This window comes from Aquitalea sp. ASV15 (genome assembly GCF_016429115.1).
GTDB classification, from domain to species: domain Bacteria; phylum Pseudomonadota; class Gammaproteobacteria; order Burkholderiales; family Chromobacteriaceae; genus Aquitalea; species Aquitalea magnusonii.
The window spans coordinates 26,221-37,439 of the sequence record NZ_JAELTZ010000038.1 but is presented as its reverse complement, the minus strand read 5'-3'; the positions used below and the strand labels follow the sequence as shown (position 1 = coordinate 37,439).

Genomic DNA, 11,219 nt, shown 5'->3' with positions numbered 1-11,219 from the left:
TGACCGAGCTGCTGGACAACGGCCACAAGGCGCTGGTGTTCAGCCAGTTTGTCGATCATCTGGCCCTCGCCCGGCAATGGCTGGACGAACAAGGCATTGCCTACCAGTATCTGGACGGTGCCACACCGGGCAAGCAGCGCAAGGCACGCATGGATGCCTTCCAGGCTGGTGTGGGCGAGGTGTTCCTGATCAGCCTGAAAGCCGGTGGCACCGGGCTGAACCTCACCGCAGCGGACTATGTGATTCATCTGGACCCGTGGTGGAACCCGGCGGTGGAAGACCAGGCCAGCGACCGCGCCTACCGCATGGGCCAGCAGCGGCCGGTGACGGTGTACCGGCTGGTGGCGGAAAACACCATCGAAGAGAAAATCGTCGCCCTGCATGCGGAAAAACGCGCGCTGGCCGACAGCCTGCTGGCAGGGGGTGATCTGGCAGCCAGATTGGATGGCGCGGCGCTACTGGCCTTGCTGCAAGGCGGCTAGCCGCTGAATTGCTGGAACAGCCGCTTGCGCAGCTCGGCAATGCCGCTGCCCACGGCAGAGGACAGCTGGCTGTAGCGCGATGGCCCCACCGCCAGTGCCTCGCGGGCGGCATCGAACTGGCCCTGGTTGATCAGCTCGGCCACCCGCGCCGCTTCCAGATGGAAGTCGCGGTGGTTTTCCAGCAGTTGCTGATAGGCCGGATAGCGCGCGCAGCTGATCCTGCCTTCATCCTGCAACCAGCGACCCAGCTCGCAGCCACAACAGTCGCCAATCTGCGCGGCATCCAGCTGCCTGCCCTCCAGCATGGCCGTGCGCAGTTCCAGCTTTAATTCGAAATGGAGCAGCAGGGCATCTTCTAGATTCATGCCTATTTCCCCGGCAACACTTCTCCCGAGTTCTTACTATAGCCAGCCATTATGCTGTTGTGATGGTAATTGTCATGCGCAGGCCACTAGACACGGTGCCAGGACTGATGGGTGGTTTGCGCCAGTTGCTGGCGATTGGCCGTGCCGGCCTGTGCGGCCTGCAAAAAACCATCCAGCGAAATGTGTGGCGGCCAGCTGGCGGTGACCGGCTGCCAGTGCTGCAGGCGGTCGACGCGGAAATGGCGATAATCCTGGCGCAGCTGACACCAGGCCGCCAGCGTCCAGCGATCCCCCCAGAAAAACAGGCCCAGTGGCAAGACGCAGCGCTGGCTGGCATGGCCTGCTTCATCCTGATAATCGATGTCCAATGCCTGGCCGGCCAGTATGGCCGTGCGCAAGGCCGCCAGCCGCTCGCAGGGATAGTCGTGATGCTGCGGCACAAACAGTGGTGCCGGCGTCAGTCCGGCCGAGCCCAGTACCGCGTGAATCTTGGCCAGTGCGCTGGCGGCTGCCGTGGCCGTGGCAGTATCGGTCCAGCCGGCCAGCATGCGTGCGCCCACTTCCAGCGCCGCCAGCTCTTCGGCAGAAAAGCTCAGTGGCGGCGGACTGAAGCCTGCTTCCAGCCAGTAGCCCGTGCCGGCTTCGCCATTGAGCGGCGCACCGCTGGCGAGCAGGTCGGCCATGTCGCGGTAGACGGTGCGTACCGACACTTCCAGCCAGGCGGCCAGCTGTGCTGCCGTGGTGCGGCGGCGGCCACGCAGCAGGTGCAGGATTTGCAGCAGACGGTCGGCACGGCGCATGGTGTGGGTCCGGTTTTAGTGCGGCAGCGGGCTGCACAGCTCCAGCAGCATGCCGTCCGGGCAGCGCAGGAAAGACACGGTCTGCCCCCAGGGTTTGAGCTGCGGTGCAGCCAGCTCGTGAGCGCCGGCAACCAGTGCCGCCTGATGTGCGGCGGCGACATCCTCGGTGGCCAGGGCAATCTCTACGCCTAGTGGCAGTGCGCCATCATCGGCAAAGCGAAAGCCCGCGGGATGATTGCTGAGGGCCAGTGACTTGCTGGCAAAGGACAGCGTGGTGTCGCCGGTGTCCAGCTCGCCATAGTCGCCTTCCGGGGTGAGCAAGCGCCGGGCAAAGCCGAATGCCTCTTCAAAAAAGGCCAGCGAGCCGGCGACATCCACCACGTAAACAATGGTGTAGGCAAACTTCATCCTGCTTCCTTTCCTGATGTGCAGCGGGGTGCTTGTTCCCGTGCCAGTGCGATGACGCTGGTGATGGCCTGCCGCGCCTGCGGACTGTTATGCCAGCAACTGGAGCCAAGGGCTTGTGCCACTTGCCAGGTGATGGCGGCGGCTTCCTGATCGGCCAGTTGGCTCAGGCGGTCAAAGCCCAGCTGCTCCAGCCTGGCGATGACGGTTGGCCCAACGCCCTTGAGCGCCAGCAATTGCTGGCGTTCCTCTGTGGAAAACGGCATGGATCTGCTCCTGGTATGCCGGCTGGCAAGCGGCAGCGGACGACTGCCAGCCTGGCGGGAAAGGACATGATATCCGCTAGCGGACTTGCCTGCTTCAGGGTTCCACATGCAGGCCGATGCAATTGCCCTCGCTGTCTTCCATCAGCGCGATATCACCATTGCCGTCTGCCAGCGTGGTGATGGGCAGCAATACCTTGCCGCCGGCCCGCTCCACCCGCTGCAGCGTGGCGGCCAGATCCGGCCCGCCATCCAGATAAATACGGCAACCCTGGCCGCCGGCCGGCAGGCGCGGGCTGGCCATGATGCAGCCGGAGCTGTCGGGAAACACGGCAATGCGATCGGCCATGCAGTCTTCCTGCTTCAGTTGCAACTGCAAGACCTGCTGGTAAAAGGCAACGGCACGGTCAAAATTGGCGGCGGGGATTTCAAACCAGTGAATCAGCGACATGGTGTGGCTCCAAAAGGGGGACGGCGGGATGCCGTGTTCACAGCATGCGCGCCCCCTGCTGACAGCCTGTTGTCAGTAGCCGCTGGAGGGGCGCAAAAAAGCCACCGGCTGGCAGGCACGGTGGCTGATGGCGTTGCCCGGAAGCGGTCTGGCCCGGCGCTCAGTCCAGCTGGCCGGCCAGCGCGGCCAGCACGCGCGCGCTGGTGGCCTGCGGGTGGGCGGTGATGCGCAGCATGTGGCGCACCGCCGGGTGTTGCGGACGGTGGATGGCGATGCCGCATTGCAAGAGATGACGCTGGATGGCCTCGGCCTGCAGCGCATCCGGGTAGGCCACGCAGACGAAATTGGTGTGCGAGGGCAGCGGTGTCAGGCCCTGGTCGTACAGCGCATGGCTCAGGTGATGGCGCAGGGTGATGGTCTGGGCCACCAGCTTGCGCGAGTAGTCCGGGTCATCCAGCACGATTTGTGCTGCCGCCTGGGCAATGCTGGACAGGGCGTATTGCGGCCGGATCTGGTCGGCCTTGGCGATGATGTCGGCGCTGGCGATGGCATAGCCTACGCGCAGTCCGGCCAGGGCATAGGCTTTGGACAGGGTGCGCAGGCGCAAGGTGTGCGGCAGGATGCCCGCCGGCGGCGCATCGGCGGCCTCGGTACAGAAATCGACATAGGCCTCGTCCAGCAGCAACAGGGTGTGCGGCGGCAGCGCGGCGCGCAGGGTGAGGATGTCTTCGGCCTGCCAGTAATGGCCGGTGGGATTGTCCGGATTGGCCAGATACAGCACCGAGGCATGTTCGGCACGGGCCACTTCGGCCAGCCGTGCCAGATCAGGCCGCATGTGCTGGCCGCGCTGGCAATAGGGCACTTCCAGCACGCGGGCCCCCACGCCTTCGGCAAAGTAGCGGAAGCTGGGATAGCTGCCGGCCGTGGTGACCACGGCATCGCCCGGATTACAGGTCAGCCGCAGCGCCAGCAGGATCAGGCTGTCGGCCCCGGTGTCGAACAGCACCTCGGCCGGACTCACGCCATTGAGCCGGGCCGCCCGTTCACGCAGCGCATGGGCATAGGGATCGGGATACAGCCTGGCCATTTCCGCCAGTGCCTTGCCCAGTTCGCCGGCCAGTGGCGACACCGGATCAGGCAGGCTCTCGTTGGAGCCGATGCGGGTCTTGATGCGGTGGCCCAGCGCCGTTTCCAGCTTCACGATGCCGGGAAAGGGATTGACGATGGTGTGGTGTTCGAGATGGCGGGCAAAACGGGTCATGGCGGCTTTCGTCCTTGCAGCAGAACATTCTAGATGGCGACGGGGCGGCGACAAATCACCAGATCAGCTAACGATAGCATCCTGCAGGATAAGGCAGCCAAGACCGACGGCACGCCAGTGTAAGCTTGGCACGGGTCGGCGCTGCGCTGTCAGGGGTGGTAAAAACCGGTAAAGGGAGCCGCTCAGGGGGCGGGTCTGGCCTCGGCCGCCGGTGCCGAGGCATGGCTGCGGGTCTGGTCCGGCTTGGGAAGATACAGGTTGCCTTTATAGCCACAGGCAGTCACGACAAGGCTCAGGGCAAGGCAGGTCAGCATGGTTCGCAGCATAAAAAGCAGTCCGGTGTGGCAAAATCGGCAGTCTAGCACACGCTATTCAAGGAAGAGACGACATGAACGAGAGCGAATTTCTGGATATGACCGACCACATTTTCAGCCGTATCGAAGATGCCATCGACGATGCCGGTCTGGATGCCGACTTTGTCAGCAATGGCAATGTGCTGGAAATCGAATTCGACGACGGCGGCAAGATCGTGGTCAACCGCCATGCCGCCAATCAGGAGCTGTGGATCGCCGCCAAGAGCGGTGGCTACCACTTTGCCTTCAAGGATGGCCAGTGGCTGGCCGCCCGTGACGGTGCGGAATTTTTCAGCACGCTGAAAACCGCCATCGCCCAGGCTTGTGGCGAACCGGACCTGGAGCTGGACATCTGATGCAGGCCGTGTGGCTGGCGCTGGGCGGGCTGGTGCTGTCGGCCTTTACTTCATCCACCATCCTGCCCGGCAATTCCGAAGTGGTGCTGGCGGCCTTTCTGTACAAGTGGCCGGACTGGCTGTGGCCGGCCCTGCTGCTGGCCACCGTGGCCAATAGCGCCGGCAGCGCCACCAGCCTGTGGCTGGGACGGGTGGCGCCGAAAAAGGAAGTGTCACCCCGCATCCAGCGCTGGTTTGAACGCTATGGCCCGGCCGTGCTCTTGCTCAGCTGGGTGCCGCTGATCGGCGATGCCCTGCCGCTGGCCGCCGGCTGGCTGCGCCTGCCCTGGCTGCCCAGCCTGTTGTGGCTGACCGTGGGCAAGGCGGCACGCTATCTGGTACTGGCCTGGGGCGTGCTGGCCGCGCTGCATGCCTGAATAATGCGACAGCGGGTTGGCATGGGCCGCCGCTGAGGGTTTACAATTCAGGCAATTCTTATTTCGAGCTTCCATGAGCCAACATATTCCCCGCAAACGCTTTGGCCAGAATTTTCTGCAAGATGCCAGCGTGATTGAAAACATCGTGCATGCGGTCAATCCGCAGCCGGACGATGTGGTCATCGAAATCGGTCCCGGTCTGGGCGCCATCACCAAACCGCTGCTGGAGCGCCTGCCGCATCTGCATGTGGCGGAAATCGACCGCGACATCATCGCCCGGCTGAAAAAGGAATTTCCGCCGGAACGCCTGACCATCCATGAAGGCGATGCCCTCAAGTTCGACTTCGGCTCCATTAGCGAGGGTGCGTTCAAGATTGTCGGTAACCTGCCCTATAACATCTCCACCCCGCTGCTGTTCCACCTGGCCAGCTTTGGCCAGCGCGTGACCGACATGCATTTCATGTTGCAAAAGGAAGTGGTGGACCGCATGCTGGCCGAGCCGTCCACCACCGATTTCGGCCGTCTCACGGTGATGTTGCAGTACCGCTTTGAAATGGAGCTGGTGCTGAATGTGCCGCCGGATGCCTTCTGGCCGCCACCGAAGGTGGATTCGGCCGTGGTGCGCATGATTCCGGCGCCGGGCCGCTGCGGCGTGGCCAAGGACGAAAAAGCCCTGGAAGAGCTGGTGACCAAGGCTTTCTCGCAGCGCCGCAAGACCCTGCGCAACAATCTGAAAGGCGTGCTGGAACTGGCCGATTTCGAGGCGCTGGGCATAGACCCCGGCCTGCGTCCGGAAAACCTGGCGGTGGAAGACTTCGTGCGCATGGCGAACCACCTGTCCGCCTGAACTGTCGCAAGCAATTGACAAGTGCGGTCCATATGGCCGCACTTGTTGCAGTGCCACTTGCATACTGTCGCCACTGGCCGCAGAATCGCAAACCTTTCACCCCGGCCTGGTCGGGGTGTGCAGTCATACAGGGAGAGCCGCCCGCATAAAGAGGCGGTGACTGTAAGCAGGATGCCGGTATTTGGCTGGGGGCAGGCAAACGGGGGTTTGCCGCATTGCTCCAGGGTCAAAGCCCATCCTGTTGCTGGATTATCCAGCCTATAACAGCAGTGTCCGCGGTCTTCGGGCCAAGGGCAGTGATCGATCAAGGACCCCAGGAGAAACTTATATGAAGCTTTGCACCCGTCTTATCTCTGCAGCAACCCTGGCCGCTCTGGCCAGCACCCCGGCCATGGCCGCCGAACTGACCGGCACCCTGAAAAAGATCAAGGATTCCGGCGTCATCGTACTGGGCAACCGCGATGCCTCCATTCCTTTCTCCTACTACGACAATAACCAGAAGCCCATTGGCTACTCGGTAGACCTGGCCAACAAGGTTGTCGAAGAAGTGAAGAAAGAGCTGAAGATGCCCAATCTGCAGGTCAAGTACAATCTGGTGACCTCGCAGACCCGTATCCCGCTGGTACAGAACGGTACTGTCGATCTGGAATGTGGCTCCACCACCAATAATGCCGAGCGCCAGAAACAAGTGGCCTTCTCGGTGGGCATCTTTGAAATCGGCACCCGTCTGCTGACCGCCAAGACTTCCGGCGTGAAAGACTTTGCCGACCTCAAGGGCAAGAACGTGGTGACCACCGCCGGCACCACCTCCGAGCGCCTGCTCAAGTCCATGAATGCCGACAAGCAAATGGGCATGAACATCATCTCCGCCAAGGATCATGGCGAATCCTTCCTGATGCTGGAATCCGGCCGTGCTGTTGCCTTCATGATGGACGACGCCCTGCTGTACGGTGAAATGGCCAAGGCCAAGAACCCTGCCAACTGGGTGGTGACCGGCAAGCCGCAGTCCTTCGAAATCTACGGCTGCATGCTGCGCAAGGACGACGCTGCCTTCAAGAAGGTGGTGGACGATGCCATCAAGGCCACCTACAAGTCCGGCGAAGTGAACAAGATCTACGCCAAGTGGTTCACCAGCCCGGTTCCGCCCAAGGGCCTGAACCTGAACTTCCCGATGTCCGAAGTGGTGAAGGAACTGATCGCCAAGCCGACCGACAAGGCCGCCGAATAAGCGATTCCTTCCTGTAGTGCAGATGCTGAGCCGGCCGATGCCGGCTCAATTGCTGCCTGTTTTCCCCTCGTGCTACCGGCTATAACGGCAGCACGGGAGGCGGCGTTGTGTCTGCCCTGGCTGCCTGCTCAAGCTCATTGCAGGCAGGGACTTCACCCGGCCTTCATGTCTTCCCGTTGGCGGGAGGCATGCTGCTGTCGGCAGCAGACCCCTGCGTCTGCTTGCATCTGGAGAAAAACATGAATTACCACTGGGACTGGGGCATCTTCTTCAAGTCCACCGGTGTCGGCAGTGAAATCTACCTGAACTGGTTTGTTTCCGGTCTGGGCTGGACCATTGCCGTGGCACTGGCCGGCTGGATCATCGCTCTTGCACTCGGCTCGGTGCTGGGCGTGATGCGCACCCTGCCGGGCAAGCTGCTGCCCACCATCGCCACCACCTATGTCGAGCTGTTCCGCAATGTGCCGCTGCTGGTGCAGCTGTTCATCTGGTACTTCCTGGTACCGGACTTGCTGCCCACACCGCTGGAAATGTGGTTCAAGCAGGGCATCAGCCCGGCCACCTCGGCCTATCTGTCGGTGGTGGTGTGCCTGGGCCTGTTTACTGCCGCCCGCGTGTGCGAGCAGGTGCGTACCGGCATCCAGGCGCTGCCGCGCGGGCAGAACAATGCGGCACTGGCCATGGGCTTTTCCACGGCGCAGACCTACCGCTTCGTACTGCTGCCACAGGCTTTCCGCATCATCATTCCGCCGCTGACCAGCGAGTTCCTGAACATTTTCAAGAACTCCTCGGTCGCGTCCCTGATCGGCCTGATGGAGCTGCTGGCGCAAACCAAGCAAGTTGCCGAGTTTTCCGCCAATATTTTCGAAGCCTTCACCCTGGCCACGCTGATCTACTTTGTGCTCAACATGAGCCTGATGGGTTTCATGTCCTGGGTGGAAAAGCGGGTGCGTATTCCCGGCATGATGGGAGGTAGCAAATAATGGCCCTCGATTTCAGTCAGATCATCCCCGCCCTGCCCGGCCTGGCCGACGGCATGGCGCTGACGCTCAAACTGCTGGTGATGGCCGTGGGCGGCGGCGTGGTACTGGGTACCCTGCTGGCCCTGGCGCGGCTGTCGGACAACGCGCTGCTGTCGCGGCTGGCCAAGTGGTATGTCAATTATTTCCGCTCGATACCGCTGCTGCTGGTCATCTCCTGGTTCTATCTGGTGGTGCCCATGGTGCTGAGCTGGATGACCGGCGATTTGACCCCGGTGGGCGCCTTCACCTCCTGCCTGGTGGCCTTCGTGATGTTCGAGGCGGCGTATTTCTCCGAGATCGTCCGCGCCGGCATCCAGTCCATTTCGCGTGGGCAGATCAATGCCGCTTACGCCCTGGGCATGACTTACAGCCAGGCCATGCGGCTGGTGATCCTGCCGCAGGCCTTTCGCAAAATGATGCCGCTGTTGTTGCAGCAAAGTATCATCCTGTTCCAGGACACCTCGCTGGTGTATGCGGTCGGTCTGATGGACTTCCTCAATACGGCCCGTTCCAAGGGCGATGTCGTGGGTTTGCCGCATGAATTCCTGCTGTTTGCCGGTGCGGTATACTTCGTGATCAGTTTTGGCGCGTCGCAATGCGTGAAGCGTCTGCAAAAAAGGTTGGCGGTATGAGCGCGATGATTAGCATCAACAATGTAAGCAAGTGGTATGGCGATTTCCAGGTGCTGACCGACTGCACCACCGGCGTGAAAAAAGGCGAGGTGGTGGTGGTGTGCGGGCCGTCCGGTTCCGGCAAGTCCACCCTGATCAAGTGCGTCAATGCGCTGGAACCCTTCCAGAAGGGCGAGATCATTGTCGACGGCATCTCGGTGGGCGATCCGAAAACCGATCTGCCCAAGCTGCGCAGCCGGGTCGGCATGGTGTTCCAGCATTTCGAGCTGTTCCCGCATCTGTCCATCACCGAAAACCTCGCCATTGCCCAGGTCAAGGTACTGGGCCGCAGTCAGGAAGAAGCACGCGACAAGGGCCTGAAGCTGCTGGATCGGGTTGGCCTGAAAGCCCATGCCCACAAATTCCCCGGCCAGCTGTCCGGTGGTCAGCAGCAGCGCGTGGCCATCGCCCGCGCGCTGGCGATGGACCCGATTGCCATGCTGTTTGACGAACCGACCAGCGCGCTGGATCCGGAAATGATCAACGAAGTGCTGGACGTGATGACCGAGCTGGCCCAGGAAGGCATGACCATGATGTGCGTCACCCACGAAATGGGCTTTGCCCGGCGTGTGGCACACCGGGTCATCTTCATGGACAAGGGTGCCATCGTGGAAGACTGCGACAAGGATGCCTTTTTTGGCGACATCAATGCACGCTCCGAGCGGGCACGGCAGTTCCTGTCGAAGATTCTGCAACACTGAGCAGTCTTACCACGCACAAACCCGGCAACGCCGGGTTTTTTTTATGCCGGGCCGCTGGCCTGCCTGATCGTGGTGGTGCCGGCTATTTCCGCCAGCTTGCTGTGAGCGGCTGACAAAAGCCCTGCTGCTGCGTTGCGCCGTCTTGCCGTACGCTGAGTACTGTCTGCGCCGGCGCGCCTTGTCCCAGGGCCGCTACGCTATTTTGTTAGCCGCTCTGACAAAAGCGCGGCAATCATGACATTGTTATTGTTATTAATTGATAATACTTACAAATGATGTAAACGTTGTTGTATTATCATCAGAGAAAAAACCCTGCTAACCTCTCTGCACCGCGCCTACACTGACGATAGCGCCAACCCTTTCCAGCCAGACCAGTCCATGTATTCAACCCGTTATCTCGGGCGACAGCCCATCGTCGATGCCAACCAGCAGCTGGTGGCTTACGAACTGTTGTTCCGCTCCAGCCAGGCCAATGTCGCCAGGGTCGACGACGATGTGATGGCCACCACGGCGGTGATCCGCCATGCCTTTGTCGATCTGGGTGTGGGCGAGGTGCTGGGTGACCGCCTGGGTTTCATCAATGTCAGCGAAACCTTGCTGATGGATGATCTGCTGGATGTGTTGCCGTGCGACAAGGTGGTGCTGGAAATACTGGAAACGGTGCAGGTGACCCCACCCTTGCTGGCACGGCTGGCCGAGCTGCGGCAAAAGGGCTTCCGCCTGGCCATGGACGATGTGGTGGAGCTGGATGCCGACCGCCGTGCGCTATTGCCGCTGGTGGACATCGTCAAGATCGATCTGGTGGCGCTCAGCCTGCTGCAATTGCGGCAGCTGGTGGCTGATCTGGCCAGCTTCCCCGGCATATTGCTGGCGGAGAAGGTCGACACGGTGGAACAGTTCGAACTGTGCCGCGAGCTGGGCATCCAGTGGTTCCAGGGCTATTTCTTTGCCCGTCCCACCGTGCTGTCCACCCGCCAGGCCAATGCCAGCCAGCATGCCATGCTCAGCCTGCTGGGCTTGCTGATGAGCGATGCCGACAATGAAGAACTGGCGCAGGCGCTGAAAATGGCACCGGACGTGGTGCTGATGCTGATGAAACTCAGCTCGACTGCCTCGGTCGCCACGCGCCGGCCGGTGGCTTCGGTCAGCGAGGCCATCATGTTGCTGGGGCGGGCCAAGATCAAGCGTTGGTCGATGCTGCTGCTGTTTGCCAGCCATGCCACGGATGTCCAGCCGCAGCGCAACCCGCTGCTGGAGCTGGCGGCCACCCGCGGCCGCATCATGGAACTGCTGGCGGAAGCCTGCTATCCGCAGCGGCCTGATGTCCGGGACAGTGCCTTCATGATCGGCATGCTGTCGCTGGTGGATGTGCTGGTACAGCAGCCCATGGCCGAGGTGATTGCCAGCCTGCCCATCGAGGACAGCCTGAAAGAGGCGGTGCTGGAAGGCCGCCATGTGCTGGGCGAATTGCTGCGCGTGACGCTGAGCCTGGAGGACGATGCCGTGCCGCATCCGGCCGGCTATGACCCGGAAGTGCTGCTGCGGGTGGAAACCCAGGCGCTGGACTGGGTCAACGGCATGTGGCAGTAAAGAAGGCC

At 61.8% G+C, this 11,219-nt stretch carries 16 protein-coding genes; 9 read left to right on the top strand and 7 right to left on the bottom strand.

Annotated features, from left to right (window positions below; genetic code table 11):
- Nucleotides 1-482 (top strand): DEAD/DEAH box helicase (locus tag JHD64_RS15655; RefSeq protein ID WP_199054036.1); only part of this gene is annotated, 482 nt, incomplete at its 5' end.
- Here JHD64_RS15655 and JHD64_RS15650 read toward each other — a convergent pair.
- The 7 genes from JHD64_RS15650 to JHD64_RS15620 all read right to left on the bottom strand — a co-directional run bounded on the left by JHD64_RS15650 (nucleotide 479) and on the right by JHD64_RS15620 (nucleotide 4,353).
- Nucleotides 479-847 (bottom strand): CZB domain-containing protein, encoded by a 369-nt coding sequence (locus JHD64_RS15650; RefSeq protein WP_199054034.1) that lies wholly within the window; start codon nucleotides 845-847, stop codon nucleotides 479-481. The two genes, JHD64_RS15655 and JHD64_RS15650, sit on opposite strands and share 4 nt — an antisense overlap.
- A gap of 86 nt (nucleotides 848-933) precedes the next feature.
- The gene (locus tag JHD64_RS15645) at nucleotides 934-1,647 is read right to left on the bottom strand and encodes a YafY family protein (RefSeq protein ID WP_199054032.1); all 714 of its coding nucleotides are present in this window, start codon (nucleotides 1,645-1,647) and stop codon (nucleotides 934-936) included.
- A gap of 15 nt (nucleotides 1,648-1,662) precedes the next feature.
- A complete protein-coding gene (locus JHD64_RS15640; RefSeq protein WP_199054030.1) occupies nucleotides 1,663-2,055 on the bottom strand; it encodes a VOC family protein in 393 nt (130 codons plus the stop codon).
- Nucleotides 2,052-2,318, bottom strand: coding sequence for a hypothetical protein (locus JHD64_RS15635; protein WP_059285107.1), 267 nt, complete (start codon nucleotides 2,316-2,318; stop codon nucleotides 2,052-2,054). The genes JHD64_RS15640 and JHD64_RS15635 overlap by 4 nt, the downstream gene beginning before the upstream one ends.
- A gap of 94 nt (nucleotides 2,319-2,412) precedes the next feature.
- Complete coding sequence (locus JHD64_RS15630; RefSeq protein ID WP_110313391.1) at nucleotides 2,413-2,766, bottom strand: VOC family protein; 354 nt, start codon at nucleotides 2,764-2,766, stop codon at nucleotides 2,413-2,415.
- Between the two features lie 160 nt (nucleotides 2,767-2,926).
- On the bottom strand, nucleotides 2,927-4,027 hold the full coding sequence (locus JHD64_RS15625) for a histidinol-phosphate transaminase (RefSeq protein ID WP_199054025.1): 1,101 nt from the start codon (nucleotides 4,025-4,027) through the stop codon (nucleotides 2,927-2,929).
- Between the two features lie 182 nt (nucleotides 4,028-4,209).
- Nucleotides 4,210-4,353, bottom strand: coding sequence for a lipoprotein (locus JHD64_RS15620; RefSeq protein WP_170124158.1), 144 nt, complete (start codon nucleotides 4,351-4,353; stop codon nucleotides 4,210-4,212).
- A 62-nt stretch (nucleotides 4,354-4,415) separates the two neighbouring features.
- Here JHD64_RS15620 and cyaY point away from each other — a divergent pair, with 62 nt between their 5' ends.
- From cyaY to JHD64_RS15580, 8 genes are all read left to right on the top strand, one after another.
- Complete coding sequence (gene cyaY, locus JHD64_RS15615; protein ID WP_110313390.1) at nucleotides 4,416-4,736, top strand: iron donor protein CyaY; 321 nt, start codon at nucleotides 4,416-4,418, stop codon at nucleotides 4,734-4,736.
- Complete coding sequence (locus tag JHD64_RS15610) at nucleotides 4,736-5,152, top strand: YqaA family protein (RefSeq protein WP_059285110.1); 417 nt, start codon at nucleotides 4,736-4,738, stop codon at nucleotides 5,150-5,152. The genes cyaY and JHD64_RS15610 overlap by 1 nt, the downstream gene beginning before the upstream one ends.
- Before the next feature lie 73 nt (nucleotides 5,153-5,225).
- The gene (gene rsmA / locus JHD64_RS15605; protein ID WP_059285111.1) at nucleotides 5,226-5,999 is read left to right on the top strand and encodes a 16S rRNA (adenine(1518)-N(6)/adenine(1519)-N(6))-dimethyltransferase RsmA; all 774 of its coding nucleotides are present in this window, start codon (nucleotides 5,226-5,228) and stop codon (nucleotides 5,997-5,999) included.
- Between the two features lie 328 nt (nucleotides 6,000-6,327).
- On the top strand, nucleotides 6,328-7,227 hold the full coding sequence (locus JHD64_RS15600; RefSeq protein WP_199054018.1) for a glutamate/aspartate ABC transporter substrate-binding protein: 900 nt from the start codon (nucleotides 6,328-6,330) through the stop codon (nucleotides 7,225-7,227).
- Nucleotides 7,228-7,466: 239 nt separating this feature from the next.
- Entirely contained in the window at nucleotides 7,467-8,210 is a 744-nt protein-coding gene (locus JHD64_RS15595; protein WP_199054016.1) for an amino acid ABC transporter permease, read from the top strand.
- Nucleotides 8,210-8,881 (top strand): ABC transporter permease subunit, encoded by a 672-nt coding sequence (locus tag JHD64_RS15590; protein WP_199054014.1) that lies wholly within the window; start codon nucleotides 8,210-8,212, stop codon nucleotides 8,879-8,881. Before JHD64_RS15595 ends, JHD64_RS15590 begins: the two co-directional genes overlap by 1 nt.
- A 5-nt stretch (nucleotides 8,882-8,886) precedes the next feature.
- Nucleotides 8,887-9,621 (top strand): amino acid ABC transporter ATP-binding protein, encoded by a 735-nt coding sequence (locus tag JHD64_RS15585; RefSeq protein ID WP_110313389.1) that lies wholly within the window; start codon nucleotides 8,887-8,889, stop codon nucleotides 9,619-9,621.
- A gap of 378 nt (nucleotides 9,622-9,999) precedes the next feature.
- Entirely contained in the window at nucleotides 10,000-11,211 is a 1,212-nt protein-coding gene (locus JHD64_RS15580; protein ID WP_059285114.1) for an EAL and HDOD domain-containing protein, read from the top strand.
- The last annotated feature ends 8 nt before the right edge of the window (nucleotides 11,212-11,219 follow it).

Excerpts from the sequence above, each read along its gene's own strand:
- JHD64_RS15610 (WP_059285110.1), top strand. The coding sequence starts at position 4,736 with ATGCAGGCCGTGTGGCTGGCGCTGGGCGGGCTGGTGCTGTCGGCCTTT.
- JHD64_RS15595 (WP_199054016.1), top strand. The coding sequence starts at position 7,467 with ATGAATTACCACTGGGACTGGGGCATCTTCTTCAAGTCCACCGGTGTC.
- JHD64_RS15590 (WP_199054014.1), top strand. The coding sequence starts at position 8,210 with ATGGCCCTCGATTTCAGTCAGATCATCCCCGCCCTGCCCGGCCTGGCC.
- JHD64_RS15640 (WP_199054030.1), bottom strand. The coding sequence starts at position 2,055 with ATGAAGTTTGCCTACACCATTGTTTACGTGGTGGATGTCGCCGGCTCG.
- JHD64_RS15625 (WP_199054025.1), bottom strand. The coding sequence starts at position 4,027 with ATGACCCGTTTTGCCCGCCATCTCGAACACCACACCATCGTCAATCCC.
- cyaY (WP_110313390.1), top strand. The coding sequence starts at position 4,416 with ATGAACGAGAGCGAATTTCTGGATATGACCGACCACATTTTCAGCCGT.
- JHD64_RS15645 (WP_199054032.1), bottom strand. The coding sequence starts at position 1,647 with ATGCGCCGTGCCGACCGTCTGCTGCAAATCCTGCACCTGCTGCGTGGC.
- JHD64_RS15580 (WP_059285114.1), top strand. The coding sequence starts at position 10,000 with ATGTATTCAACCCGTTATCTCGGGCGACAGCCCATCGTCGATGCCAAC.
- JHD64_RS15600 (WP_199054018.1), top strand. The coding sequence starts at position 6,328 with ATGAAGCTTTGCACCCGTCTTATCTCTGCAGCAACCCTGGCCGCTCTG.
- JHD64_RS15585 (WP_110313389.1), top strand. The coding sequence starts at position 8,887 with ATGATTAGCATCAACAATGTAAGCAAGTGGTATGGCGATTTCCAGGTG.
- JHD64_RS15620 (WP_170124158.1), bottom strand. The coding sequence starts at position 4,353 with ATGCTGCGAACCATGCTGACCTGCCTTGCCCTGAGCCTTGTCGTGACT.
- JHD64_RS15635 (WP_059285107.1), bottom strand. The coding sequence starts at position 2,318 with ATGCCGTTTTCCACAGAGGAACGCCAGCAATTGCTGGCGCTCAAGGGC.
- rsmA (WP_059285111.1), top strand. The coding sequence starts at position 5,226 with ATGAGCCAACATATTCCCCGCAAACGCTTTGGCCAGAATTTTCTGCAA.
- JHD64_RS15630 (WP_110313391.1), bottom strand. The coding sequence starts at position 2,766 with ATGTCGCTGATTCACTGGTTTGAAATCCCCGCCGCCAATTTTGACCGT.
- JHD64_RS15650 (WP_199054034.1), bottom strand. The coding sequence starts at position 847 with ATGAATCTAGAAGATGCCCTGCTGCTCCATTTCGAATTAAAGCTGGAA.